Annotated in this window: 26 protein-coding genes and 1 other RNA gene; 5 read left to right on the top strand and 22 right to left on the bottom strand. The window is 59.4% G+C overall.

Annotation, left to right across the window (positions count from 1 at the left end; all coding sequences use genetic code 11):
* Positions 1 to 2: 2 nt before the first annotated feature.
* The 14 genes from QK293_RS16955 to rsmI form a co-directional block, all read right to left on the bottom strand.
* The gene (locus tag QK293_RS16955; protein ID WP_282379012.1) at positions 3 to 971 is read right to left on the bottom strand and encodes a D-alanine--D-alanine ligase; all 969 of its coding nucleotides are present in this window, start codon (positions 969 to 971) and stop codon (positions 3 to 5) included.
* Positions 968 to 2428 carry a UDP-N-acetylmuramate--L-alanine ligase gene (murC, locus tag QK293_RS16950; RefSeq protein WP_282379010.1) on the bottom strand — a complete coding sequence of 487 codons (1461 nt, stop codon included), beginning with the start codon at positions 2426 to 2428 and terminating at the stop codon, positions 968 to 970. Before murC ends, QK293_RS16955 begins: the two co-directional genes overlap by 4 nt.
* Positions 2421 to 3491 carry an undecaprenyldiphospho-muramoylpentapeptide beta-N-acetylglucosaminyltransferase gene (gene murG, locus QK293_RS16945; RefSeq protein ID WP_282379008.1) on the bottom strand — a complete coding sequence of 357 codons (1071 nt, stop codon included), beginning with the start codon at positions 3489 to 3491 and terminating at the stop codon, positions 2421 to 2423. The genes murC and murG overlap by 8 nt, the downstream gene beginning before the upstream one ends.
* Entirely contained in the window at positions 3481 to 4692 is a 1212-nt protein-coding gene (ftsW, locus tag QK293_RS16940) for a putative lipid II flippase FtsW (RefSeq protein WP_282379077.1), read from the bottom strand. The genes murG and ftsW overlap by 11 nt, the downstream gene beginning before the upstream one ends.
* A 2-nt stretch (positions 4693 to 4694) precedes the next feature.
* Positions 4695 to 6041, bottom strand: coding sequence for a UDP-N-acetylmuramoyl-L-alanine--D-glutamate ligase (murD, locus tag QK293_RS16935; RefSeq protein ID WP_282379007.1), 1347 nt, complete (start codon positions 6039 to 6041; stop codon positions 4695 to 4697).
* A gap of 5 nt (positions 6042 to 6046) precedes the next feature.
* The gene (gene mraY / locus QK293_RS16930; protein ID WP_282379005.1) at positions 6047 to 7129 is read right to left on the bottom strand and encodes a phospho-N-acetylmuramoyl-pentapeptide-transferase; all 1083 of its coding nucleotides are present in this window, start codon (positions 7127 to 7129) and stop codon (positions 6047 to 6049) included.
* Positions 7129 to 8496, bottom strand: a complete 1368-nt coding sequence (murF, locus tag QK293_RS16925) for a UDP-N-acetylmuramoyl-tripeptide--D-alanyl-D-alanine ligase (protein ID WP_282379003.1) — start codon at positions 8494 to 8496, stop codon at positions 7129 to 7131. The genes mraY and murF overlap by 1 nt, the downstream gene beginning before the upstream one ends.
* Entirely contained in the window at positions 8489 to 9952 is a 1464-nt protein-coding gene (locus QK293_RS16920) for a UDP-N-acetylmuramoyl-L-alanyl-D-glutamate--2,6-diaminopimelate ligase (RefSeq protein ID WP_282379001.1), read from the bottom strand. The genes murF and QK293_RS16920 overlap by 8 nt, the downstream gene beginning before the upstream one ends.
* Positions 9952 to 11691, bottom strand: coding sequence for a penicillin-binding protein 2 (locus tag QK293_RS16915; protein WP_282379075.1), 1740 nt, complete (start codon positions 11689 to 11691; stop codon positions 9952 to 9954). The genes QK293_RS16920 and QK293_RS16915 overlap by 1 nt, the downstream gene beginning before the upstream one ends.
* A complete protein-coding gene (gene ftsL, locus QK293_RS16910) occupies positions 11691 to 11984 on the bottom strand; it encodes a cell division protein FtsL (protein ID WP_003205353.1) in 294 nt (97 codons plus the stop codon). The genes QK293_RS16915 and ftsL overlap by 1 nt, the downstream gene beginning before the upstream one ends.
* Positions 11981 to 12922, bottom strand: a complete 942-nt coding sequence (gene rsmH / locus QK293_RS16905; protein ID WP_123365926.1) for a 16S rRNA (cytosine(1402)-N(4))-methyltransferase RsmH — start codon at positions 12920 to 12922, stop codon at positions 11981 to 11983. The genes ftsL and rsmH overlap by 4 nt, the downstream gene beginning before the upstream one ends.
* Positions 12923 to 12924: 2 nt before the next feature.
* Positions 12925 to 13380 carry a division/cell wall cluster transcriptional repressor MraZ gene (mraZ, locus tag QK293_RS16900; RefSeq protein WP_008147486.1) on the bottom strand — a complete coding sequence of 152 codons (456 nt, stop codon included), beginning with the start codon at positions 13378 to 13380 and terminating at the stop codon, positions 12925 to 12927.
* A gap of 355 nt (positions 13381 to 13735) precedes the next feature.
* Positions 13736 to 14089: RNase P RNA component class A (gene rnpB, locus QK293_RS16895), an RNA gene on the bottom strand.
* Positions 14090 to 14164: 75 nt separating this feature from the next.
* On the bottom strand, positions 14165 to 15070 hold the full coding sequence (gene rsmI / locus QK293_RS16890; protein ID WP_282378997.1) for a 16S rRNA (cytidine(1402)-2'-O)-methyltransferase: 906 nt from the start codon (positions 15068 to 15070) through the stop codon (positions 14165 to 14167).
* A 177-nt stretch (positions 15071 to 15247) separates the two neighbouring features.
* Here rsmI and QK293_RS16885 point away from each other — a divergent pair, with 177 nt between their 5' ends.
* The 4 genes from QK293_RS16885 to QK293_RS16870 all read left to right on the top strand — a co-directional run bounded on the left by QK293_RS16885 (position 15248) and on the right by QK293_RS16870 (position 18694).
* Positions 15248 to 17059 (top strand): penicillin-binding protein activator, encoded by a 1812-nt coding sequence (locus tag QK293_RS16885; protein WP_282378996.1) that lies wholly within the window; start codon positions 15248 to 15250, stop codon positions 17057 to 17059.
* Entirely contained in the window at positions 17059 to 17421 is a 363-nt protein-coding gene (locus tag QK293_RS16880) for a YraN family protein (RefSeq protein WP_282378994.1), read from the top strand. The genes QK293_RS16885 and QK293_RS16880 overlap by 1 nt, the downstream gene beginning before the upstream one ends.
* Before the next feature lie 104 nt (positions 17422 to 17525).
* On the top strand, positions 17526 to 18119 hold the full coding sequence (locus tag QK293_RS16875) for a phosphoheptose isomerase (protein WP_282378992.1): 594 nt from the start codon (positions 17526 to 17528) through the stop codon (positions 18117 to 18119).
* Complete coding sequence (locus tag QK293_RS16870; RefSeq protein WP_008147477.1) at positions 18116 to 18694, top strand: BON domain-containing protein; 579 nt, start codon at positions 18116 to 18118, stop codon at positions 18692 to 18694. The genes QK293_RS16875 and QK293_RS16870 overlap by 4 nt, the downstream gene beginning before the upstream one ends.
* Positions 18695 to 18745: 51 nt before the next feature.
* On the opposite strand, the gene QK293_RS16865 is transcribed toward QK293_RS16870, so the two are convergent.
* From QK293_RS16865 to rplM, 7 genes are all read right to left on the bottom strand, one after another.
* Positions 18746 to 19159, bottom strand: coding sequence for a ClpXP protease specificity-enhancing factor (locus QK293_RS16865; protein WP_282378988.1), 414 nt, complete (start codon positions 19157 to 19159; stop codon positions 18746 to 18748).
* Positions 19160 to 19175: 16 nt separating this feature from the next.
* Positions 19176 to 19793 carry a glutathione S-transferase N-terminal domain-containing protein gene (locus tag QK293_RS16860; protein ID WP_027922678.1) on the bottom strand — a complete coding sequence of 206 codons (618 nt, stop codon included), beginning with the start codon at positions 19791 to 19793 and terminating at the stop codon, positions 19176 to 19178.
* A 150-nt stretch (positions 19794 to 19943) separates the two neighbouring features.
* Positions 19944 to 20726, bottom strand: coding sequence for a cytochrome c1 (locus QK293_RS16855; protein WP_282378983.1), 783 nt, complete (start codon positions 20724 to 20726; stop codon positions 19944 to 19946).
* The gene (locus QK293_RS16850) at positions 20726 to 21937 is read right to left on the bottom strand and encodes a cytochrome bc complex cytochrome b subunit (protein ID WP_282378980.1); all 1212 of its coding nucleotides are present in this window, start codon (positions 21935 to 21937) and stop codon (positions 20726 to 20728) included. Before QK293_RS16850 ends, QK293_RS16855 begins: the two co-directional genes overlap by 1 nt.
* Entirely contained in the window at positions 21937 to 22530 is a 594-nt protein-coding gene (gene petA, locus QK293_RS16845) for a ubiquinol-cytochrome c reductase iron-sulfur subunit (protein WP_038981621.1), read from the bottom strand. Before petA ends, QK293_RS16850 begins: the two co-directional genes overlap by 1 nt.
* Before the next feature lie 267 nt (positions 22531 to 22797).
* Entirely contained in the window at positions 22798 to 23190 is a 393-nt protein-coding gene (gene rpsI / locus QK293_RS16840) for a 30S ribosomal protein S9 (RefSeq protein WP_003216038.1), read from the bottom strand.
* 14 nt (positions 23191 to 23204) lie between these two features.
* The gene (gene rplM / locus QK293_RS16835) at positions 23205 to 23633 is read right to left on the bottom strand and encodes a 50S ribosomal protein L13 (protein ID WP_007905295.1); all 429 of its coding nucleotides are present in this window, start codon (positions 23631 to 23633) and stop codon (positions 23205 to 23207) included.
* 245 nt (positions 23634 to 23878) lie between these two features.
* Here rplM and QK293_RS16830 point away from each other — a divergent pair, with 245 nt between their 5' ends.
* A complete protein-coding gene (locus QK293_RS16830) occupies positions 23879 to 24919 on the top strand; it encodes an NADP(H)-dependent aldo-keto reductase (RefSeq protein WP_282378969.1) in 1041 nt (346 codons plus the stop codon).
* Positions 24920 to 25021: 102 nt separating this feature from the next.
* Here the strand turns inward: QK293_RS16830 and QK293_RS16825 are convergent, their stop codons facing one another.
* Positions 25022 to 26158, bottom strand: a complete 1137-nt coding sequence (locus QK293_RS16825; RefSeq protein ID WP_282378968.1) for an acyl-CoA dehydrogenase family protein — start codon at positions 26156 to 26158, stop codon at positions 25022 to 25024.
* Positions 26159 to 26272 lie beyond the last annotated feature (114 nt).

Genomic DNA, 26272 nt, shown 5'->3' with positions numbered 1-26272 from the left:
TCTTAACCTCGCGGCTCTTCGTTGCTGCCAACGCTTGCTGCCAAAATGGCCAGAACCAGTTGCTGGAAATCCAGACCGGCAGCACGGGCCGCCATCGGAACCAGACTGTGATCGGTCATGCCCGGTGCGGTATTGACTTCCAGGAACCAGAACTGCCCGTCGGCGTCCTGCATCACGTCTGCCCTGCCCCAACCGGCGATACCCAGCGCATCACAGGCTTTCGCCGTGAGGTCCATGAGTTCTTTTTCTTTGCTGCTGTCGAGGCCACACGGGATCCGGTACTGGGTATCGCAAGCCACGTACTTGGCGTCGTAGTCGTAGAAACTGTGTGTCGTGCCCAGGGCAATCGGTGGCAACACCTGGTCACGCAGGGTGGCGATGGTGAACTCCGGACCTTGAATCCATTGCTCGACCAACACTTGCGAATCGTAGGTACTGGCCGCTTTCCACGCGTCGATCAACTCAAGCGCTGAAGACACTTTGGCCATCCCGATACTTGAACCTTCATGGGCCGGTTTGACGATCAAAGGGAAGCCCAGTTCCGTCGCTGCCGAAATACAATCGGCCTCAGAGCTCAGTACCGCGTGGCGTGGCGTCGGAATACCGAGGCTGTGCCAGACCTGTTTGGTGCGCAGCTTGTCCATGGCCAATGCCGAGGCAAGAATGCCGCTGCCGGTGTACGGAATGCCCAGGCATTCGAGCAGGCCCTGCATGCTGCCGTCTTCACCGCCACGACCGTGGAGAATGATGAAGGCACGGTCGATCTTTTCGTTCAGCAGACGCTGCAACAGGTCATTGCCCACGTCGAGGCCGAACGCGTCCACACCGGCGCTTTGCAGCGCGTCGAGAACCGCGTTACCCGACTTCAGGGACACCTCACGCTCGGCACTCTTGCCGCCGAACAACACGGCGACGCGGCCGAAGTCTTTCGGCGCAAGTGTGGAGACGAGGTTGGCGTAAGCAGCAGTCATTTCAACTTCCCCACAGTTGGCGCGGCAACCGCACCCACGAACAACGGACTGTTCAACAATTTCGGTGCGAGCCCACCAATATCACCAGCACCTTGGCACAGCAGGATGTCACCAGCACGCAACAGCGGTTTGACGATGGGCGCGAGGTCGACACCGCGCTCGATGTAGATCGGGTCGAGCTGACCGCGCTGACGGATGCTGTTGCACAACTTGCGGCTGTCGGCGCCCGGGATCGGTTCTTCACCGGCCGGGTAGACTTCCATCAGCAGCAGAACGTTGGCGTCGGCCAATACATTGACGAAATCGTCGTACAGGTCACGGGTCCGGCTGTAACGGTGCGGCTGGTAAACCATCACCAGGCGACGTTCCGGCCAGCCACCGCGCACGGCTTTGATCACGGCGGCGACTTCGGTCGGGTGGTGACCGTAGTCGTCGACCAGCATCACGTTGCCGCCTTCTACCGGCAGTTCGCCGTAGACCTGGAAGCGTCGGCCAACACCCTGGAACCCGGACAGGCCCTGGACGATGGCTTCATCGCTGACGCCCTCGTCGGTGGCAATGCAGATGGTTGCCAGTGCGTTCAACACGTTGTGGTTACCCGGCATGTTCACCGAGACATCCAGCGGATCGCGATCAGGACGCAGCACGGTGAAGAAGGTCTGCATGCCCTGCTGACGCACATTGATCGCACGCACATCGCAGTCATCGCCGAAGCCGTAAGTGACCGTAGGACGTTTCACCAGCGGCAGGATTTCACGCACCACCGGATCGTCCAGGCACACCACCGCCAGACCGTAGAACGGCAGGTTGTGGAGAAACTCGACGAAGGTTTTCTTCAGTTTGTTGAAGTCACCGTCGTAGGTCGCCATGTGGTCGGCGTCGATGTTGGTGACCACGGCCACCAGCGGCTGCAGGTGCAGGAAGCTGGCGTCGCTTTCGTCGGCTTCGGCGATCAGGTAACGGCTGGTGCCAAGCTGGGCATTGGTGCCCGCGGCATTCAGACGGCCACCGATGACGAATGTCGGGTCCAGGCCACCGGCGGCAAACACCGAAGCGATCAGGCTGGTGGTGGTGGTTTTGCCATGGGTACCGGCGACGGCGATGCCGTGGCGGTAGCGCATCAGCTCAGCCAGCATTTCAGCACGCGGCACTACCGGAATGCGGCGCTCCAGGGCGGTGGCGACTTCCGGGTTGGACGTGTTCACGGCACTGGAGGTGACCAGCACATCGGCGGTCGCGGCGTTCTCGGCGCGGTGGCCGATAAAGATCTGGGCACCAAAGGACTCGAGACGCTCGGTCACCGGCGAAGCTTTCAGGTCGGAACCGGACACGTCATAGCCCAGGTTCAGCAACACTTCGGCGATGCCGCACATGCCCACGCCGCCGATCCCGACGAAGTGGATTCTACGGATGCGGCGCATTTCCGGGTGCGGCATGGCTTTCTGATTCTCAACCATGGGCCACCTCCAGGCAGGTATCGACCACGTTACGGGTTGCATCGGGTTTGGCCAGGCGGCGTGCAGCGGTGGCCATGTCGGTCAGTCGTTGTGGTTGCATCAGGACCTCTGTCAGGCGTGCGGCAAGATCCGCTGCGCCAGTCGTTCTTTGCGGCATCAGGAAGGCAGCGCCTTCACGGGCCAAATAATCGGCGTTGCGGGTCTGGTGATCGTCGATCGCATGGGGCAAAGGCACCAGCATCGAGGGCAGACCGGCGGCAGCCAGTTCACTGATGGTCAGCGCACCTGCGCGGCACACCACCAGGTCGGCCCAGCCATAGGCTTGGGCCATGTCTTTGATGAAAGGCTGCACTTGCGCCTCGACGCCAGCCGCGCGATAGCGCTCTGCAGTCACTTCATCGTGGTTTTTGCCGGCCTGATGAAACACTTCCGGGCGCAGGTCGGGGGCGACTTGCGACAGGGCTTCAGGCAGCAACTTGTTCAACGGCTCTGCGCCCAGGCTTCCGCCCAGAATCAGCAAACGCGCCTTGCGACCGGCCAAAGCCTGTCGCGGTGTGTCGAGGAACAGCTCGGTGCGCACCGGGTTACCGGTGGTCCGACGGCTGTCCGACAGGGTAAAGGTGTCGGGGAACGCTTCACAGACTCGGGCGGCCAACGGCACCAGCAACCGATTGGCGGTACCGGCCACCGCGTTCTGCTCATGAACGATCACCGGCACGCCGGCCAGTTTGGCTGCAACGCCGCCAGGACCGGTCACATAACCACCAAAGCCAACCACACACACCGGCCGCAGCTGACGAATGATCGCCCGCGCCTGCCAGATCGACTTGAGCAACATGAGCGGTGCCTTGAGCAAGGACAGCTTGCCCTTGCCGCGCAAACCGCTGGCATTGATCCGGTGCAGCTCGATTCCGGCCATCGGCACCAGATCGTTCTCGATGCCACGCGGGGTCCCGAGCCAATGCACGGTGTACCCACGGGCCTGGAATTCGCGGGCACACGCCAGCGCCGGGAACACGTGGCCACCGGTGCCGCCCGCCATGATCAATACATTAGCGCCCATGGGTCGGCTCCTCGGCGAAGTCGCTCTCATGGAACTCCATCTCTTCACTGCCCAAATGGGTTCGACTTTCCCACTCGATACGCAGCAACAAGCCGAGACAGGCACAGCAGATCACCAACGAACTACCGCCATAACTGAGGAACGGCAGGGTCAGACCCTTGGTCGGCAGCAGGCCGACGTTCACTCCGATGTTGATCAGGAACTGACCAATCCACAGAAAAGACAGGCCGTACGCGATGTAGGCAGCGAAGAATTGCTTGGCCTTCTCGGCCCAATAGCCGATGTACATGCCACGCACACAAACAAAGACGAACAGCGCCACTGTGCACAAGGAACCCACGGCACCCAGCTCCTCGGCCAGGACCGAGAACACGAAGTCGGTGTGGGCTTCCGGCAGGTAGAACTGTTTCTGCACGCTGTTGCCCAGGCCTACGCCCAGCCATTCCCCGCGACCAAAAGCGATTAATGCTTGGGACAACTGGTACCCAGCACCGAACTGGTCGGCCCACGGATCCGCAAAGTTGGTCAACCGCGCCATTCGATACGGCTGCACTTGAATCAGCAACACCACCGCCCCGACCGCGAGGATAACCATCAGGGAAAAACGGAACAGCCCGACCCCGCCGAGGAACAGCATCGCCGCCGCAGCCCCCATCATCACGACGGTGGCACCGAAGTCCGGCTCCATCAGCAACAGACCCGCCATTGGCAGCAGAACGATGAACGGCTTGAAAAAGCCCATCCAGCTTTCACGCACTTCTTTCTGGCGACGCACCAGATAACCGGCGAGGTAGATCACCACGAACACCTTGGCGATCTCAGAAGGCTGGACGTTGAAGAAGCTGAAGCCGATCCAGCGCATCGAACCGTTCACTTCACGGCCGATCCCCGGGATGATCACCATCACCAGTAAACCGAACGCACCAATCAGCATCAGCCAGCCCAGACGTTGCCAGGTGGCGATCGGAATCATCATGGTGACGAAGCAGGCGCCAAGGCCCAGCACCACGTAGATAAGGTGGCGAATCATGTAATACAGGGCACTACCCGACTGCACCGCTGCTACTTCGGTCGATGCCGATGCAATCATGACCAGCCCGAGGCCGATCAATGCCAGGCAGCCGGCGAGCATCGGGAAGTCGAGGTCGATACCGCGCCCGGTGATGATCGGCGACGGGTATGGCTTGATGATATTTCTCAGGCTCATGCCAGATCCTCCACAGCGCGGACGAACTGGTGACCACGGTCTTCGTAATTCTTGAACATGTCGAAACTGGCGCAGGCTGGCGACAGCAGCACCGCGTCGCCCGGTTCGGCGATGGCGCGGCATTGCGCGACGGCTTCGTCCAGCGAGTTGACGCGAATCAGTGGCACGGCATCGCCGATGGCCTGAGCGATCAGCTCGGAGTCGCGACCCATCAGCACCACGGCGCGGCAGTTAACCGCGACCGGATCACGCAGGTCCTTGAACTCGGCACCCTTGCCATCGCCACCGGCGATCAGCACGAGCTTGCCGTCGATGTCCGCGCCCAGGCCTTCGATGGCAGCCAGTGCGGCGCCGACGTTGGTGGCTTTGGAATCGTTGTAGTAGCCCACGCCATTCAGGTCGCGGACCCATTGGCAGCGATGCTCAAGCCCGGCGAAAGTACGCAGGCTCGACAGCATGGCATCGAACGGCAGGCCAACAGCATGGCCCAGGGCCAAGGCCGCCAGGGCGTTGGACTGGTTATGGGCGCCGCGAATCTTCAACTCGCGCACCGGCATCAGGTTCTGGAACTCGAAGGCCAGGTACTTCTCGCCGTCTTCTTCGCGAATACCGAAGGCCTTGAAATCAGGTTTGCTCAAACCGAAAGTCCAGCATGGCTGACCTTCGCCCATCAGCGGACGGCTCAGGGCATCCTGACGGTTGACCACAAACTGCTTCGCACCTCGGAAGATCCGGTGCTTGGCCAGGTGATAGGCCGGCAGACCGCTGTAGCGGTCCATGTGGTCTTCGCTGACGTTGAGCACGGTCGCCACTTCGGCGTTCAGTTGATCGGTGGTTTCGAGCTGGAAGCTCGACAACTCCATCACGTACAGCTCGACGTCGTCACTGAGCAGATCCAGCGCCGGCGTACCGAGGTTACCGCCGACGGCGACACGCTTGCCGGCCGCTGCAGCCATCTCGCCCACCAACGTGGTGACGGTGCTTTTCGCGTTGGAACCGCTGATGGCGACAATCGGCGCTTTCGCGTTACGCGCGAACAGCTCGATGTCACCGGACAATTTCACGCCACGGAGGGCGGCGGCCTGCAGGGCCGGGGTCGCCAGCGCCAGGCCGGGGCTCACGTAGAGCTCGTCGGCGCGGCACAGGAACTCGACGTCCAGCTCGCCACAACGCACTTCCACGTGCGGATAGTCACGCTTGAGCGTGGCCAGTTCCGGTGGATTTTCCCGCGTATCGGCGACAGCAAACGACACGCCCCGGTTCGCCAGGAAGCGAACCAGGGACATGCCGCTCTTGCCGAGGCCGACAACGATGCGGAAGTGGTCAGAAGCGATCAGAGACACTCGTTCTACCTCAGCTTCAGGGTGGCAAGGCCAACCAACACGAGAATCACGGTGATGATCCAGAATCGGACGATCACACGTGGCTCGGGCCAGCCCTTGAGTTCAAAGTGGTGGTGAATCGGTGCCATGCGGAACACACGGCGACCGGTGAGCTTGAAGGAAGCAACCTGGATGACGACTGACAGGGTCTCCATCACAAAAACGCCGCCCATGATGAACAGGACGATTTCCTGACGGACGATCACCGCGATGGTGCCCAGGGCCGCGCCCAGCGCCAGTGCGCCGACGTCGCCCATGAACACCTGAGCCGGATACGTGTTGAACCAGAGGAACCCGAGGCCCGCGCCGATCAAGGCGCCGCAGAACACAATCAACTCGCCTGCGCCCGGCACATACGGGATCAACAGGTATTCAGCGAATTTCACGTTACCCGACAGGTAGCAGAAGATCCCCAACCCGCCGCCGACCATGACGGTGGGCATGATCGCCAGACCGTCGAGGCCGTCGGTCAGGTTGACCGCGTTGCTCGAGCCGACGATCACGAAGTACGTCAGGACGATGAAACCTGCGCCCAGCGCAATGCTGTGGTCCTTGAGCATCGGCAGGATCAGGGTGGTTTCCACCGGTGTCGCTGCGGTCATGTAAAGGAAGATTGCCGCGCCCAGGCCGAACACCGATTGCCAGAAATACTTCCAGCGGCTCGGCAAGCCACGGGAGTTCTTCTCGATCACTTTGCGGTAATCGTCGACCCAGCCGATGGCGCCGAACAACAGGGTCACCAGCAGCACGGTCCACACGTAACGATTGGACAGGTCAGCCCAAAGCAACGTGCTGACGCCGATGGACGAAAGAATCAGTGCGCCGCCCATGGTCGGGGTGCCCGACTTGGACAAGTGCGATTGTGGACCGTCGTTGCGAACGGATTGACCGATCTGACGGTTCTGCAAAGTGCGGATCATCCACGGGCCAAAGCACAGCGACAAAACCAACGCGGTCAGCACACCGAGAATCCCGCGCAGGGTCAGGTACTGAAAGACCGCGAAGCCTTTGTAGAACTGTTGCAGATACTCCGCTAGCAGCAGCAGCATTAATGTTTCTCCAGGCTGGTCCCGCACAAAGCGGCGACGATGTTTTCCATCGCAGCGCTGCGCGAGCCCTTGATCAAAATGGTGGTGTTTGTGTCTTGCTCGGCGCCCAGGGCCTTGATCAGCTCAGCCTGAGTGGCGAAGTGAAAAGCCTGCGGACCGAAAGCGTTCACCGCGTGAGCCATCATTGGCCCGACGGCGTAAAGCGCGGAAACCTTGCCGCGGGCGTACTCGCCCACATCGCGATGTCCCTGCTCCGCCCAATCGCCCAGCTCGCCGATATCTCCGAGCACCAGAACGGTGCGACCGGAAAAGCCGGCGAGTATATCAACGGCGGCGCACATAGAGGTGGGGTTCGCGTTGTACGTGTCATCGATCACGCGCATGCCATGGGTGGCCAGTTGCGCGACGGTGCGCCCCTTGACCGGTTGCACCGCGCCGAGACCGCTGGCGATGCCGGACAGCGACACGCCCAGCGCATGGGCAGCGGCTGCGGCGGCCATGGCATTGGCAACGTTATGGGTGCCGAGCAGGTTCAGTTGGACGCGTTCCATACCTTCAGGACTGTGCAGATTGAACGCCGGGCAACCGCGAGCGTCACGGTCCAGATCGCTGGCATAGAAATCGGCGCTGACATTGCTCAGGGCGAAGGTCAGCACTTTGCGACCGGCAGCGCGGGTCTTCCAGATGCCGAACGCCTTGTCGTCAAGATTGAGAACGGCGACGCCATCGGCATCCAGCCCTTCAATAATCTCGCCCTTGGCTTCAACGATTTTTTCCGGCCCGCCGAACTCACCGACGTGGGCGGTCCCGGCGTTGTTGAGCACGGCCACATGAGGTTTGGTCATGCCGACGGTGTAGGCAATTTCGCCGAGCCGCGAAGCACCCAGTTCGATCACCGCAGCGGTATGTTCCGGCGCGAGTTCAAGCAGGGTCAGCGGAACGCCGAGATCATTGTTCAGGTTGCCGCGGGTCGCCAGCACCGGACCACGGGTGCGCAGGATGCTTGCGAGCATTTCCTTGACCGTGGTTTTACCGCTGGAGCCAGTGATGGCCGCGACCGGGTTGGTATAAGCAGCACGGTTCATCGCGCCCAGTTGGCCGAGGGCCTGGCGGGTGTCTTTGACCAGCAATTGCGGGAGTGCGCTGTCGGCGACTTCGCGCTCGACCAGCGCCGCTACGGCGCCTTTTGCGGCAACGTCATTGAGATAGTCATGACCATCGAAACGCGGACCGGTCAGGGCAATGAAGAGTTGGCCGGGTTTGATCGCACGGCTGTCGATGCTGACACCGTCGAAGCTGGCATCGGCAGCGATCAAGCGGGCATTCAGCGCGCCGGTCAGTTCGCTCAGTTTCAAGGCTTTAAGCATGAGCCACCTCCCACGCGGTGAGGGCGTGATCCGCTTCGACCAGGTCGGAGAATTCGTGACGCTGGCCGTTGATTTCCTGATAGTCCTCGTGACCTTTACCGGCCAGGACAATCACGTCATCCGCCGAAGCGCTGGCGATCAATTGGGCAATCGCCTGGCCACGGCCAGCGACGAAAGTGACTTTATCCACAGCCTTGAAACCGGCGCGGATGTCGTCGAAGATCACTGCCGGGTCTTCGGTTCGCGGGTTGTCATCGGTCACCAGCACGCCGTCAGCCAGACGCTCGACCACTTCGGCCATCAGCGGACGCTTGCCGCGATCGCGATCTCCGCCGCAACCGAACAGGCACAGCAAACGGCCCTTGGCGTGAGGACGCAGGGCCATCAGGACTTTTTCCAACGCATCCGGGGTGTGGGCGTAATCGACCACGACCAGCGGCTGATTGCCACCGCCGAGGCGCTGCATGCGTCCGGCCGGGCCTTCAAGTTTTGGCAGGACCTTGAGGATTTCGTCCAGCGCGTAGTCCAGACCGAGCAAGGCGCCGACCGCGGCCAGCACGTTGCTCAGGTTGAAACGACCGAGCAAGGTGCTGCGCAAATGATGCTCGCCCTGCGGCGTAACCAACGTGGCGCGTACACCTTCGTCGCCGAATTGCGCTTCACGGCAATAAAGGTAAGCACTGGCATCTTCCAGGCTGTAGGTGATCAAGCGCGATTCGCGTTTATCCGCAGCCAGTTGCCGGCCGAAATCGTCGTCGAGATTGACCACCCGGCATTTCAAATCATTCCAGGCAAACAGCTTGGCCTTGGCTTCGCCGTAGGCTTGCATGGTGCCGTGGTAATCCAGGTGATCACGGGACAGGTTGGTCATCACCGCCACATCGAACGCCAGTGCGGTCACGCGGCCCTGGTCCAGACCATGAGACGAGACTTCCATGGCAACCGCTTTGGCGCCGGCCTTTTTCAGGTCAGCAAGGGTCGCTTGCACGGCGATCGGGTTCGGCGTGGTGTGCAAGCCGCTTTCGAGCGCGCCGTAAAAACCGGTACCCAACGTGCCGACGATGCCGCAGTGCTGACCGAGCAGGTCGAGCGCCTGGGCAACCAACTGAGTCACGCTGGTTTTGCCGTTGGTGCCGGTCACGCCGATCAGGTTCAGGTGACGACTAGGGTCGCCATAAAAGCGTCCGGCGATGTCGGACAACTGCGCCGCCAGGCCTTTGACCGGAATCAACGGCACATCGGTAATCGGCAACACGGTCGCACCTTCGACCTCATACGCCACAGCGGCAGCGCCGCGTTGCAGGGCGTCGGCAATGTGCGCACGACCGTCGAACTTGCCGCCAGGGACGGCGAGAAACAGGTCGCCAGCCCGCACGTTGCGGCTGTCCAGGGTCAGTTCGCGGATCAACAGATCGCGGCCCGCGTGGGCGAAAATCTTATTCAGGCTCAGAGACATCAGCCGCGCCCTCCATTGGCTTTCAGCGGAACGACCGGTACTGCGTTCGCTTGTTGAGTAGGTGGCAGATTGTCCGGGGTGACGTTCATCAGGCGCAGCGTCCCGGACATCACTTTGCTGAACACCGGCGCCGATACCAGACCACCGTAGTAACCGGCCTTGGTCGGTTCATCGATCACCACCACGATGGCGTAGCGCGGATCGCTCATCGGGCCGAAGCCGGCGAACAGCGAACGGTAGGAATTCTCGGCGTAGCCTTTGGTACCGACCGACGTTTTACGCGCGGTACCCGACTTGCCGCCCACGTGATACGCCGGCACCTGCGCACGGAACACACCGCGCGGCGCTTCGATCACTTGCTGCAGCATGGTCTGCATGGTTTTCGCCACCGTTTCCGGTAGCACTTGCGTGGTTTGCGGCGCCTTGTCGGTTTTGATCAGGGTCAGGGGCGCGAGGCGACCGTTGTTCGCCAACGCGGAGAAAGCGTGGACCAATTGGATCGCGGTCACGGAAATGCCGTAACCGTAGGACAGCGTGGCGGTTTCAGCCTTACGCCATTCGCGGTAGTTAGGGAGGTTGCCCACGCGCTCGCCTGGGAAACCCAGGCCGGTGTCCTGGCCAAGGCCGACTTTCTGCGCCAGGCGGAAAATGGTTTCGCCGCCGATATCAAACGCGACCTTACTCATGCCGACGTTACTGGAATTGATCAGAATGCCGGTCAGGTCGAGCACCGGGCCTTCAGTCTTGGAGACGTCGCGAATGGTGTATTTGCCGATTTGGAGCGTGCCTGGGTAAACCTCGACGGTGTCGGTCGGTTTCCAGCGACCGGTTTCAATCGCAGCGCTCATGGAGATCGCTTTCATGGTCGAACCCGGTTCGAACACGTCGATCATCGCGCGGTTGCGCATCATCGCCGGTTGCAGGTTGCGACGGTTGTTTGGGTTGTAGGTCGGCTGGTTAACCATGGCGAGGATCTCGCCGGTCTTCACGTCCATGATCACCAGGCTGCCAGCCTTGGCGCCGTTCTCGATGATCGCGTTACGCAGTTCGCGGTTGGCCAAATATTGCAGACGCAGATCAATGGACAACGCCAAGGGCTTGCCGGCCTTGGCGTTTTTGGTCACCTGAACATCTTTGATAAGTCGACCGCGCCGGTCCTTGATGACCTGCCGCTTGCCGGGGACACCGGCCAGCCATTCGTCATAAGCCAGCTCGACACCTTCTCGACCGTGATCATCGATGTCGGTGAAGCCGACCATATGGGCGGTGACTTCACCGGCCGGGTAGAAACGGCGGAATTCTTCGATGCCGTAAACGCCCGGCACTTTCAGGTCGAGCACAGACTGCCCCTGCTCGGGGGTCAGCCCGCGCACCAGGTAGATGAATTCTTTATTGGCTTGGGCTTCGAGACGCTCGGCCAGGGCTTTAGGGTCCTGGCCCAGAGCGGCCGCCAGTGCAGGCCACTTCTCTTTGGCCAGCTGCATTTCCTTGGCGTTGGCCCACAGCGTGGTGACCGGCGTACTGACGGCCAAAGGCTCGCCGTTACGGTCAGTGATCAGACCACGGTGAGCCGGAATCGGAATATGACGAACGCTGCGCGCATCGCCCTGACCTTTAAGGAAGGCACGGTCAACCACTTGCAGGTCGATAATGCGCCAGGCAATCGCCGCGACCATAACGCCAAGCAAACCCAGCACCAAGCGGAATCGCCACGGAAAGAGTGCGCCCTCGAGTTTCATCATGGCGCCACCATCTGCACTTCAGCTGCGCCAGGAATACGCATCTTCAGTTGCTCGGTCGCCAGGACTTCGATACGGCTGTGGGCGGTCCAGGTGCTCTGTTCGAGAATCAAACGGCCCCACTCCGCTTGCGCCTTGTCACGCACGCTCAATTCGTTGTACAGCGAATTCAACAGCTGACGGTTCCAGTGGGCGCTGTAGGAAACACCGATGGCCGACACGAGCACGCCAATAAACAGCAGCAGCATGAAAAAGCTTCCGCCGGGAAGTGGCTTGGCGAAAAGCTTGCTCACCGCAGCTTCTCGGCGACGCGCATGACGGCGCTACGGGAACGTGGGTTGGCTTTGAGTTCGGCCTCGGAGGCGGACTGGGCTTTGCCATGGATTTTGATGATCGGTTCGAAGGCGACGTGACGTACCGGCAGGTTGCGCGGCAGGTTGTCGGCTTCGCCTTTCACCAGTTTGCGCATGAACAGTTTGACGATGCGGTCTTCCAGCGAGTGGAAGCTGATGACGACCAGACGGCCGCCGACTTCAAGGCATTCCAGTGCGGCTTCGAGGCCGGCTTCCAGATCGCCCAGTTCGTTGTTGACGTGAATCCGCAAGCCCTGGAACGCACGGGTCGCCGGGTTCTTGCCCTTTTCCCACGCCGGGTTGGCCACTTTCAGGACTTCAGCCAGATCGGCAGTGCGCTCGAACGGCTTGATGTCGCGACGCTCGGCCACGGCACGGGCCATCCGGCCGGAGAAACGTTCTTCGCCGTATTGCTTGAACACCCGGGCGATTTCTTCCACCGGGGCGGTGTTGACGAATTCGGCAGCGCTGATCCCGCGGGACGGATCCATGCGCATGTCCAGCGGGCCATCATTGAGGAAACTGAAGCCGCGCTCAGGGTCGTCGAGCTGCGGCGAAGACACGCCGAGGTCGAGCAAAACGCCGCTGACCTTGCCGGCCAGACCCCGTTCGGCGACTTCCGAACCGAGCTCGGCAAAGCTGCGCTGTACAACGACAAAGCGGCCGTCTTCGGCCGCTAGCGTTTGCCCGGTGGCAATCGCTTGAGGATCTTTATCGAATCCGAGTACCCGTCCATCGGGACCGAGCTGGCTCAAGATCAACCTGCTGTGTCCGCCACGCCCGAACGTACCGTCCAGATAGCAGCCATCAGGACGTACGGCGAGAGCCTCCACGGCTTCGTCAAGCAGTACGGTGATGTGGTTAAAGCCGCTATCAATAGTCACAGGATCAAATCACGCAGTTCATCAGGCATGGCGCCCGGTTGTTGAATGGCAGCCAGGTCAGCGGCAGAAACCGCATCCCAGGCATCCTCGTCCCACAATTGGAACTTGTTCAGTTGGCCTACCAACATCGCGCGCTTATCCAACTTGGCATATTCACGAAGACGCGGCGGAACCAGAAAACGACCACTGCCATCGAGCTCGAGGTCGACGGCATTACCAATCAGTAAACGTTGCAGGCGGCGGTTCTCTTCGCGAAGCGAAGGCAGTGCGCGCAGTTTGGTTTCAATAATTTCCCACTCATCGAGGGGGTAAACACACAAACACGGATCAACGGCATCGATTGTGACGATTAACTGACCGGAACTACGCGAAACGAGTTCGTCACGGTACCGGCTCGGCATAGCGAGACGGCCCTTTGCGTCGAGACTGATAGCGTTAGCTCCGCGAAACACGTCAGCGTTTCTCCAAATATTAGCGTTTTGAGTTCAAAAAACCCACTTCATGCCACTTTCCGCCACTTGTGCACACTATAGGAATGCGGCCACTGCACCGTCAAGGCGCGGATTAAAGGAAAAGCCTTACAGAACTGAGATTTAGGAGCGTATTAGGAGGGGCAAGGAGAATCAGACGTGTCTTTCGGCTCAATAACTTGAACCAGCACTGATGGCTGCGTTCGAAAGTTAAAGTAATTTATTAAGAGTAAGATTTTTTTGGTATTACGAAAGTGCTTCTGCCGACGATTGTGTAAGGAAGGGAATTGCCATCACCAGCGCCCTGCTCAATGATTTAAGCAGAGGAGAGAAAAAGGTGGAGAGTCGATCTGTAAGCCGGGTTCTGTCTTGAACAGTCATTCGTCTACGATGGCCATCACTGGACATCTTTAGCAACCTACCCGGTCCCAGCGCGGGCCACGCCTTGGGACCCTATTTGGTCTTGCTCCAAGTGGGGTTTACCTAGCCACGAACTGTTGCCAGACGTGCGGTGCGCTCTTACCGCACCTTTTCACCCTTACCGGCGCCGAAGCGCTTAGGCGGTTATTTTCTGTGGCACTTTCCGTAGGCTCACGCCTCCCAGGCATTACCTGGCACTTCGCCCTATGGAGCCCGGACTTTCCTCCCCCCCCTAATTTTCATAGAGGGCAGCGACTGTCCGATCGACTCTCCGCCGCAAAGGTTAACGGCAGAGCGTCTGAAGAACAAGTGCTAAACGCCTTGAACCCCTTCTACACGTCGGGTTTTACTCGCCCTTCTGTTTGTCCAGCGCAACCTGGTAGAGAACATTTTTGCGCTCCCCGGTAATTTGCGCCGCCAAGGCTGCGGCACGCTTGAGCGGCATTTCTTCAAGCAACAGATTCAGAATGCGCATCGCTTCACTGCTGACGGCGTCCTCGGTCTCGGGGGCAGACCAACCCGCCACCAACACCACGCACTCGCCGCGCTGCTGATTGCTGTCTGACTCGACGAACTCGCGTAATTCGGCCAGCGGCAAGCCTTTAAGGGTTTCGAAAGTCTTGGTCAGCTCGCGCGCCAGCAACGCTGGACGTTCGCCGCCGAATACCAGCTCCATGTCTTGCAGGCACTCAAGGATCCGGTGCGGGGCTTCATAGAAGATCAGCGTGCGCGGTTCTTCCTTTACCAATTCAAGACGAGCGCGCCGACCGACAGCCTTGGCCGGCAGGAAGCCTTCGAAGATGAAACGGTCCGACGGCAGCCCCGCCGCCGACAACGCCGCGATCAGAGCGCAGGCGCCCGGAACCGGCACAACATTAATTCCCGCAGCACGGGCCTGACGCACGAGGTGATAACCCGGATCGGAAATCAACGGCGTGCCGGCATCGGAAATCAGCGCCACATCGTCGCCGGCGAGCAAGCGGGCGATAAAGCGGCTACCTTCATCCCGTTCATTGTGTTCATGGCAGGCCGCCAGCGGTGTAGGAATGCCGAAATGCTGCATCAATCGCTGGGAATGGCGGGTATCTTCGGCGGCGATCAGGGCGACCTCGCGCAGGATCTTCAGCGCACGCGCACTGATATCGTCCAGGTTGCCGATGGGCGTCGCCACCACATAAAGCGAGCCAGCAGCGGAATTCAAAGCACCTGGAGCAGTCAAAGCGCACACCTCATGATCGGTAAAAGCCGCCATTGTAGCGCGTCGTGACGCTCGCGATACGCGCAAGCAGCCCTCGGCTTTGCAGCTTTTTTTGCAGTGCCGCAACATTTGCACGAGCTAAATTGATCGATTCACACCAGTAACATCGCGCCCCGGCCAGTGCTTGGGTACAATTCCACGCTAATTTGATCGAGTATCAGGAACACTTACATGATCGCTTGCCTGCGGCTGCTCACTGCCCTCTGCCTCGCTGCCTTGCTGGCGGCTTGCGCCAGCTCGCCCTCCTCCAGCCTTGGCGAACTTCCACGGACCCCGGATGCCAGTATCGAGCAATTGCTCGCACAGGCCGCCCAAAGCAAAGACCCGGAAAAAGCCGCCCTGTTGCGCCTGAGCGCGGCTGACCTGGCTTATCGTCAGGGGAATGCCGGCCAGTCCGCGCAAATCCTGCAACAAGTCCCCGTCGAACAACTCAAGCCTGGCCAACAGGTTTTCGCCAGCACCCTGGCGGCTGAACTGGCCATGGTTCGCAATCAGCCCAAAGCGGCGCTGACGGCCTTGAGTCATCCAAGCCTGCAACGCCTGAGCGAACTGCCGGTCGAGCAACAGGTTCGCACCGGCACCGTTCATGCACGCGCCCTTGAAGCCGATGGCCAGACCCTGGCCGCCGCACGGGAGCGCATCTTTATTGCGCCAATGCTCGAAGGTGAAGCGGCCAGCAAAAACCACGAAGCGATCTGGACCCTGATCGCTTCGTTGCCAACCGATCAATTGCAGCCAACCTCCACCGACGACCTCGGCGGCTGGATGGGCCTGGCACTGGCGGTGAAAACTGCCGGCACCCTGGAACAGCAGCAAGCCGCGATCGACAACTGGCGCGCGCAGAATCCAAAGCACCCGGCCGCCATTCAATTGCCGTTGCCACTGACCAAGCTCAAGGAGCTGGCCAGCCAGCCCCTGGGCAAAATCGCCCTGCTGCTGCCACAAGACGGCCCGCTGGCGTCGGTCGGCAAAGCACTGCGCGAAGGCTTCATGGCCGCTCACTACCAGGCGCAACAAGCCGGGCAGAAGCCGCCAGCCATCGAGTTCTATGACAGCTCGCGCCTGACGTCCATGGACGAGTTTTATCGCAAGGCGCAGGCCAATGGCGTGCAACTGGTCGTCGGCCCGCTGGAGAAGCCGCTGGTCAAACAGCTCAGCGCTCGCCCACAACTGCCGATCACCACCCTGGCGCTGAATTACAGCGAAGGCGAACAAGGTCCGGCCCAGCTGTTCCAGTTTGGTCTTGCTGCTGAAGACGAAGCTCGCGAAGTGTCGCGTCGTGCTCGCGCCGATGGCCTGCATCGCGCAGCCATCATGGTGCCAAAAGGCGAATGGGGCGATCGCGTGTTGAGAGCGTTCAGCCAGGATTGGCAGGCCAACGGTGGCAGCATCGTCGCTACCGAACGGGTCGACCAACCGGTTCAACTGGCCCAGCAGATTGCCGACATGTTCCAGCTGCGTCAGAGCGAAGGTCGTGCCAAGAGCCTGCAAAGCACCGTTGGCTCGCAGGTAGCCGCACAGCCTTCGCGTCGCCAGGACATCGAGTTCATCTTCCTGGCCGCAACGCCTCAGCAAGCCCAGCAGATCAAGCCGACCCTGAACTTCCAGTACGCCGGTGACGTGCCGGTTTACGCCACCTCCCACGTGTTCAGCGCCAGCGGTGATGTGAATCAGTACAACGACATGAACGGCATTCGCTTCTGCGAAACCCCATGGTTGCTGGAGGCCAACGATCCATTGCGCAAACAAGTGACGGCTCAATGGCCGCAAGCTGCTGGCAGCCTGGGCCGCCTGTACGCGATGGGTGTCGACGCCTATAGCCTGGCACCACGCCTGGGGCAACTCAAGGCCTTGCCCGACAGCCGCATCGAAGGTCAATCAGGCAGCCTGGGCATGACTCAGAACCAACGTGTCGTGCGTCAGTTGCCGTGGGCACAGTTCGTGAACGGTCAGGTTCAACGCCTGCCGGACACCTCGCGCTGATGCCCGACAGGTCACGCCAGCAAAGCGGTAAAGATGCCGAGCGTCATGCGCTCGAGCATCTTCAACAACAGGGTCTGTGCCTGCTGGCGCAGAACTGGTTGTGTAAACGCGGCGAGCTTGATCTGGTCATGCTTGATGGCGATACAGTAGTATTCGTCGAAGTCCGCTACAGAAAAAACACTCAATGGGGTGGCGCGCTTGATAGCATCGATGAGCGCAAACGGCAGAAACTGATATTTGCCGCGCAGTATTTTCTTCAGCGCGAGTCGCGTTGGGCCAATTCCCCTTGCCGTTTCGACGTGGTTGCCATCGACAGCAACCTTGATCAGCTGAACTGGTTGCAGAATGCCTTCGACAGCTGATCGCGTGCGTCCCGAACCGGATACTTTCACCCAACACTTTTGCTCTTTGCTTTGCGGGCTGCACATTCATGTGCCGAGTAGCCGCGCTAATTAAGGTCACACAGATGGACATGCAATCCCGAATTCGCCAGCTTTTTCAGGCCAGTATCGACACCAAGCAAATGGCGATGGACGTACTTGCACCGCACATCGAGCAAGCCAGCCAGGTGATGGTCAACGCCCTGCTCAACGAAGGCAAAATGCTGTCCTGCGGCAACGGCGGTTCCGCCGGTGACGCCCAGCACTTCTCGTCCGAGTTGCTCAATCGCTTCGAGCGCGAACGTCCGAGCCTGCCAGCCATCGCATTGACCACCGACAGCTCGACGATCACCTCGATTGCCAACGACTACAGCTACAACGAAATTTTCTCCAAACAGATCCGTGCCCTCGGCCAGCCGGGTGACGTATTGCTGGCGATTTCCACCAGCGGCAACTCGGCGAACATTATTCAAGCGATCCAGTCCGCACATGATCGCGAAATGATTGTCGTAGCATTGACGGGGCGCGACGGCGGCGGCATGGCGTCGCTGCTATTGCCCGAGGACGTCGAGATTCGCGTACCGGCCAACGTCACTGCACGTATTCAGGAAGTCCACCTGCTGGCGATCCATTGCCTTTGCGATTTGATCGACAGCCAACTGTTCGGGAGTGAAGAATGACCCCTAATCGCCTAGGCCTTCTGGCCTTGACCCTGTGCCTCGGTATCAGCGGCTGCACCTCGGTGGTTAACGCCAGCCGTGAAGCGCCGATTGAAGATGACCGCGGCACCCGCACCTTCGGCAGCAAGATCGACGACTCGCTGATCGACACCAAGGTCGGCGTGAACATCGCCAAGGCCGATCCAGCCCTGGACAACGACTCGCACATCGTTGTCACCAGCTTCAACGGTGTCGTACTGCTCGCCGGGCAAACCCCGCGCGCAGACCTCAAGGCCAAGGCCGAACAAGCCGCTGCGGCTGTTCAGCGCGTGAAGACGGTCCATAACGAACTGCAGGTCCTGCCACCCTCCGGCTTCCTTGCCCGCCAGAACGACACCTGGCTGACTTCCAAGATCAAGACCCAAATGCTCACTGACCCGAACATCCCGGGTTCGCGCATCAAGGTCGTCACCGAGAACGGCATCGTCTACCTGCTGGGCCTGCTGACCAAGCAGGAGGCGGCTCAGGCCACCAACCTGGTGCAAGGCGTTTCCGGCGTGCAGAAGATCGTGAAGCTGTTTGAATACATCGACTGACACGCAAACCGCAGGCACAAAAAAGGCGATCCATCCGGATCGCCTTTTTTATTACTTCACCACTTTCAAACTGGGTCGACCGCTGGGACGCGGCGGCTCGCTGTCGGGTGGCGGAATATCGTCCTCCGGCTCGATCTCTTCCTCGTCTTCCCCAGGCGATTCAAGATCGAACACCATGCCCTGACCGTTCTCCCGAGCGTAAATGCCCAGGATCGATGCGATAGGCACGTACAGGGTGTGCGGCACGCCACCGAAGCGCCCCTCGAAGCTGACCGCTTCGTTGTCCATGTGCAGATGACGCACGGCTGCCGGCGATACGTTCAAGACAATCTGTCCGTCACTGGCAAAACCCTGAGGCACCTGCACCGACGGATACTCAGAATTGACCAGCATGTGCGGGGTGCAATCGTTGTCCACAATCCACTCGTAGAGCGCGCGGACCAGATAAGGTCGACTGGAGTTCATAGCGGCTCCTTAAGCCTTAGCGCATATCGCGTTCGACACCAGACAGACTCGCCTGGAAAGCCTCACGCGCAAACGAGCGCTCCATGTAATCAAGCAGCGGCTTGGCAGGCCGCGGCAGTTCTATACCCAAAATCGGCAATCGCCAGAGTATTGGTAATAGGCAGCAATCCACCAGACTTTGTTCCTCACTGAGGAAAAACGGCTTGTCGGCAAACAACGGCGATACGCCGGTCAGGCTTTCGCGCAGCTCTTTACGAGCCACAACACGGGCTGCTTCCTTGGTCTTCGAATCCAGGATCAGATCCACCAGACCACACCAGTCACGCTGAATACGATGAATCAGCAGACGGCTGTTGGCACGCGCCACAGGATAAACCGGCAGTAACGGCGGGTGCGGGTAACGCTCATCCAGATATTCCATCACCACGGTCGACTCCCACAACGCCAGGTCGCGATCGACCAGGGTAGGCAGGCTGCCGTAAGGGTTCACTTCAATCAGTTTAGGCGGCTGGCGACCAGCTTCCACGTAAATGATCTCGGCGCTGACACCCTTCTCTGCAAGTACGATACGTACTCGGTGGGAATAGTGGTCGGCGGGGTCGGAGTAACAGGCCAACCGATTGGTCACGCCCATGGCGGTCCTCCTCGCTTGTTGAAATTATCGGAAGCGGAAAAACGCGCGCGCCCAGAGGGCGCCTCCCGTAACGCCTGGTTCACCAGGCTCGTTACACCTTCAGAGACGCCCTTGGGCGCGCGCGATTAACAGCAATTGCTTACAGCTTTATCAATGGACGTCTTTCCAGTATTCACGCTTGAGCAAGTAAGCGAATACGAAGAAGAACGCCAGGTACAGCAACACATAGGTACCGATGCGCTGATGCTGCAGCTTCACCGGGTTGGCCGAGTAGGCCAGGAAGGTCACCAGATTCTTGACCTTCTCGTCGAACTGCTCTTCGTTCAGCGTGCCGGTTTTCGGCAGTATGGTCAGCTGGTCGCAGGCTTCATGAGTCAAAGCCGTACCGGTCAGCGGATCGTATTGCTTCTTGCCGTCTTCGACGATTTGAACTTGTTTACAGCCTACCACCTGACGCCCCTGCAGGCCGACCAGAACGTTAGGCATCCCGACGTTCGGGAACACCTTGTTGTTCACGCCCCAAGGACGCGACGGGTCTTCGTAGAAGGACTTCAGGTAACCGTAGAGCCAGTCAGTGCCGCGAACGCGGGCGACCAGGGTCAGGTCGGGCGGTGCCGCACCGAACCAGGTTTTGGCGTCAGCCGGTTGCATGCCGATGCTCATGTGGTCGCCGATCTTGGCGCCGGTGAACACCAGCTTCGAGAGCATCAGGTCGTGCGGAATGCCCAGATCATCGGCGACACGCTCGTAGCGCTGGAACTTGGCGCTGTGGCAGCCCATGCAGTAGTTGGCGAAGGTACGTGCGCCGTCCTGCATGGCAGCTTTATCGGAAACGTCGATGTCGACTTTTTCCATCTCCGGACCACCAGATGCAGACGCAAAGGACAGTACAGGCATCGCAGCAAGAATCAGTACAGCAAATAGCTTTTTCATCAGCCAGTCACCCTTTCCGGAACCGGTTTGGTCTTCTCGAGCCTGGTGTAGAAAGGCATCAGAATGAAGTAGGCGAAGTACAGGAAGGTACATACCTGCGACAGCAGCGTACGGCCTGGCGTCGGGGCCAGAACACCCAGAATGCCGAGGATCACGAACGAAACGCAGAACACCACCAGCCAGATTTTGCTCAGCCAGCCTTTGTAGCGCATCGACTTGACCGGGCTGCGGTCCAGCCATGGCAGGACGAACAGCACCGCGATGGCCGCCCCCATGGCGATAACGCCCAGAAGCTTGTCCGGAACCGCCCGCAAAATCGCGTAGAACGGCGTGAAGTACCAGACCGGGGCGATGTGCTCTGGCGTCTTGAAGGCGTTCGCCACTTCAAAGTTCGGCTTCTCGAGGAAGTAGCCGCCCATTTCCGGGAAGAAGAACACGATCGAGCAGAAGATGAACAGGAACACCACCACGCCGACGATATCTTTCACGGTGTAGTACGGGTGGAAGGCAATGCCGTCCAGCGGTACGCCGTTTTCGTCTTTGTATTTCTTGATGTCCACGCCGTCCGGGTTGTTCGAACCGACTTCGTGCAGCGCCAGAACGTGCAGCACCACCAGACCGAGGATCACGATCGGCAAGGCAACAACGTGCAAGGCGAAGAAGCGGTTCAGGGTAATACCGGAAATCAGGTAATCACCACGGATCCACTGAGTCAGGTCGTTGCCGATGACCGGGATCGCACCGAACAGCGAGATGATCACCTGGGCGCCCCAGTAGGACATCTGCCCCCACGGCAGCAGGTAACCCATAAAGGCTTCCGCCATCAGCGCCAGGTAAATCAGCATGCCGAAGACCCACACCAGCTCACGCGGCTTCTGGTACGAACCGTAGAGCAAGCCACGGAACATGTGCAGATAAACCACGATGAAGAACATCGAAGCGCCGACCGCGTGCAGCAGACGCAGGATCGAGCCGTACTCGACGTCGCGCATGATGTATTCGACGGAAGCAAACGCCTCTTCCGCCGACGGGGTGTAGCTCATGGTCAGCCAGACACCGGTAACGATCTGGTTGACCAGAACGAGCAGCGCAAGGGAGCCAAAGAAATAGAAGAAGTTGAAGTTTTTCGGAGCGTAGTACTTGCTGAGATGGTCTTCCCACATTTTGGTCGCGGGAAAGCGCGCATCAACCCAATCCATGAACTTGCTCATCACGCTTTCTCCGTATCGACGCCAATGACAATGACGTCATCGGTCTCATAGGAATGCGGGGGAACTGGCAGGTTCAAAGGCGCAGGTTGCGACTTGTAGACGCGACCAGCCAGATCGTAGTGGGAACCGTGGCAAGGGCAGAAATAACCACCTACCCAGTCCTTGCCCAGATCCGCAGGCGCCACTTCTGGACGGAAGGTCGGCGAGCAACCCAGGTGTGTGCAGATACCGATCAGCAGCAGAACCTCTGGCTTGATCGAACGCGTTTCCGGGTCGACATAAGTCGGTTGTGTCGAGTTCTTGGAGGTCGGGTCAGATAGCTGGCCCTCGATCTTTTTCAGATTCCCCAGGATTTCCTCGGTACGGCGGACAATGAACACCGGCTGACCGCGCCACTCAGCAATCATCTGCTGGCCTGGCTCGATTTTGCTGACATTCACCTTCACCGGTGCACCTGCGGCTTTCGCCTTGGCACTGGGAAACCATGACCCCACGAACGGGACCGCAGCCCCCACCGCTCCTGCAGCACCCACCACGGATGTGGCTGCTACCAAGAAGCGACGCCGGCCTGCATTCACGCCGTCATTGCTCATTCAGTCCTCTCCCATCAGCTTTGTGGCCTGTTAAATCAGGCGTCTACTAAGTAAAAATCTGAACTTATAAAAATTTTGCCGAATGGTAATGAAAAGCCCCAATTCTGACAAGGTAATTACCGAGGGGCTCCACTGCCAAGCCTTGCAGTATAGGGCTTCTACGGCTGTGGCAAGTTGTCACAGAGCAATTCCCTGGTAAATCGCGCCCATAAAAAAACGCCCAGCTTCGCGAGGAAACTGGGCGTTCTTTTTGAACGCGAAAGCGAATTAACGCTTCGAGTACTGCGGACGCTTACGCGCTTTACGCAGACCAACTTTCTTACGTTCAACTTCACGAGCATCGCGAGTAACGAAGCCAGCTTTGCGCAGAGCGCCACGCAGGGTTTCGTCGTACTGCATCAGTGCGCGAGTGATACCGTGGCGGATTGCGCCAGCTTGACCACTTACACCACCACCGATCACGGTGACGTAGATGTCGAATTTCTCGACAGTCTCAGTCAGTTCCAGCGGCTGACGAACTACCATGCGGGCAGTTTCGCGGCCGAAGAAATTTTCCAGGGTGCGGTTGTTGATGGAGATGTTACCAGTGCCCGGACGCAGGAAAACGCGTGCGGTTGCGGTCTTGCGACGGCCAGTGCCGTAATTTTGAGTCGCCGACATAATGAACTATTCCGTTAAAACTTCAGTTCTTGGGGCTGCTGAGCAGTATGAGGGTGTACAGCGCCCGCATAGACTTTCAGCTTACGATACATGTCGCGACCCAGCGGGTTCTTAGGCAGCATGCCTTTGACCGCGGTCTCGATCACGCGCTCAGGGGCTTTAGCGATCAGCTTTTCGAAGTTGATCGACTTGATGCCGCCCGGAAAACCGGAGTGGGAGTAGTAGATTTTGTCGGTGGTTTTAGCACCGGTTACACGAATCTGCTCGGCATTGATAACGACGATGTAATCGCCGGTGTCAACGTGAGGCGTGTACTCAGCTTTATGCTTGCCACGCAGACGGCTCGCGATTTCGGTGGCCAGACGACCCAGGGTCTGACCTGCAGCGTCGACGACAAACCAGTCGCGCTGTACTGTTTCCGGTTTAGCAGTAAAAGTTTTCATTCTTTATAGCCTCAGGGGCCGCCCTGTAAATTAGACGGCGGATCTTACTGAATAGTGCGTACTTTGACAAGTCAAAGGCAGCCGGATACAGACGCTTTCGGGGGCTCGGGTCGGCGCGTCCGTTCAACGGCAAGATTCTTCGGCGGCGGCGCATCACTTCCACTGCAGAAAGAGGTGCGCAATTATGCAGATTGCGAAAAATAATTCAACCTGCTTTTATGATTGTTTTGCCAAGGGAGCACCCGATGGACTATCGCCAGCTAGGCCGAACCAATCTGAACGTGAGTGCAATCTGCCTCGGCACCATGACCTGGGGCGAGCAAAACAGCGAGGCTGAAGCCTTCGCCCAGATTGAACGGGCCAAGAGCGCCGGGATCAATTTCATCGATACCGCCGAGATGTACCCGGTGCCACCCAAAGCCGAAACCTACGCCACCACCGAACGCTACATCGGCAATTACTTCAAAAGTCGCGGCGATCGGGCCGACTGGATCCTGGCGAGCAAGATCGCCGGCCCCGGCAACACCATCGACTACATTCGCGACAAAAACCTGCGGCACAACCGCCAGCACATCACCGAAGCCGTGGACGCCAGCCTCAAGCGCTTGCAGACCGATTACATCGACCTCTACCAGCTGCACTGGCCGGAGCGCAGCACCAATTTCTTCGGTCAGCTCGGCTACAAACACAAGATCGAAGCCAACCTCACGCCACTGGAGGACACCCTCGAAGCGCTGGACGAACAGGTCAAGGCCGGCAAAATCCGCCACATCGGCCTGTCCAACGAGACGCCGTGGGGCACCATGCGCTTCCTCGCCCTGGCAGAAGCCCGTGGCTGGCCACGCGCGGTGTCGATCCAGAACCCGTACAACCTGCTCAATCGCAGCTTCGAAGTCGGTCTGGCGGAAATCGCCATCCGCGAACAGTGCGGCCTGCTCGCCTATTCGCCGCTGGCGTTCGGCTTCCTGTCGGGCAAGTACGAAGGTGGCGCGCGTCCACCTAAAGGTCGCCTGAGCCTCTACAGCCGCTTCAGCCGCTATTTCAACCCGCAGTCGGAAGCAGCGTGCAGCCGTTATGTCGCACTGGCGCGTGAACACGGCCTGGACCCGGCGCAAATGGCGTTGGCGTTTGTCACTCAGCAGCCGTTTGTGACCAGCAACATCATTGGCGCCACGACAATGGAGCAATTGGACAGCAACATTGCCAGCTTCGACTTGAAGCTGTCCGATGAAGTGCTGGCGGGGATTGAGGCGATCCACAAGGATCACCCGAACCCGGCACCTTGATCGATTTCTAGAGCCATTCGCGAGCAGGCTCGCTCCCACAGGAGATTACTTAACCTGTGGGAGCGAGCCTGCTCGCGAAGGCGGTCTAACGATCACGCTGCATTACAGCGACCGCGCAATAATCTCCTTCATGATTTCGTTGGTGCCGGCATAGATCCGCTGCACCCGCGCATCCGCCCACGCCCGGGCGATCGGGTATTCCCACATGAACCCGTAACCGCCATGCAACTGCACGCACTCGTCGAGCACCTTGCATTGCAAGTCTGTGCCCCAATACTTGGCCATCGCCGCTGTCGGCACGTCGAGCTTGCCTTGCAGGTGCAGCTCCAGACAACGATCGACAAAGACCCGACCGATCTGAATCTCGGTTGCCATCTCGGCCAGTTTGAAGCGGGTGTTCTGGAAGTCAGCGATCGCCTTGCCGAAGGCCTTGCGTTCACGGGTGTAGTCGAGCGTCCATTGCAGCGCAGCTTCAGCCGAAGCCAGCCCGCCAATGGCAACGGTGAGACGCTCCTGCGGCAACTCCTGCATCAGGTAGGCGAACCCCATCCCGGCCTGACCCAGCAGGTTTTCCTTCGGCACACGCACGTCCTGGAAGAACAGCTCCGACGTGTCCTGGGCTTTCATGCCGACTTTTTCCAGGCGCTTGCCCTTGGCGAAGCCAGGCGTGTTCGCTTCCACCAGAAACAGACTGGTGCCCTTGGCGCCGGCCTTCGGATCGGTCTTCGCCACGACAATCACCAGGTCAGCCAGAAAGCCGTTGGTGATGAAGGTCTTCGAACCGTTGATCACGTACTCATCACCCTCCAGCACGGCGGTAGTTTTCACCCCTTGCAGGTCGGAACCGGCACCCGGTTCGGTCATGGCAATCGCGGTGACCATCTCTCCGGACACCAGCTTCGGCAGGTATTTGTGTTTCAGCGCTTCACTGCCGTAATGCAGGATGTATGGCGCGACGATGTCCGAATGCAGGGAAAAACCGATACCGGTCAGACCGAGACGGCCTATCTCTTCGATGACCACCGCGCTGTAGAGAAAGTCCGCCCCCAGCCCGCCGTATTCTTCCGGCAGATGCGAGCACAACATTCCCGCCTCCCCTGCCTTGTTCCAGAGTTTACGGTCGATATAGCCTTGTTTTTCCCATTGTCCATGGAACGGCACGGCCTCTTTTTCGAGGAACGTTCGCACGCTGTCGCGAAAAAGTTCGTGCTCGGAACTGAACAATGTTCTGGGGATCATGCGGCACCTGTCGTTGTTGTTAGCCGGAATTGACCTTCAGAGACTAGCCTTGTATCCGATACAGGACACTGGACACATCCGACAAAAAATAAGACGATCCAGCCGTCTGGTGAC

The organism is Pseudomonas sp. AL03, from assembly GCF_029960815.1.
Lineage (GTDB): Bacteria > Pseudomonadota > Gammaproteobacteria > Pseudomonadales > Pseudomonadaceae > Aquipseudomonas.
This window is presented reverse-complemented; position numbering and strand designations above follow the sequence as displayed.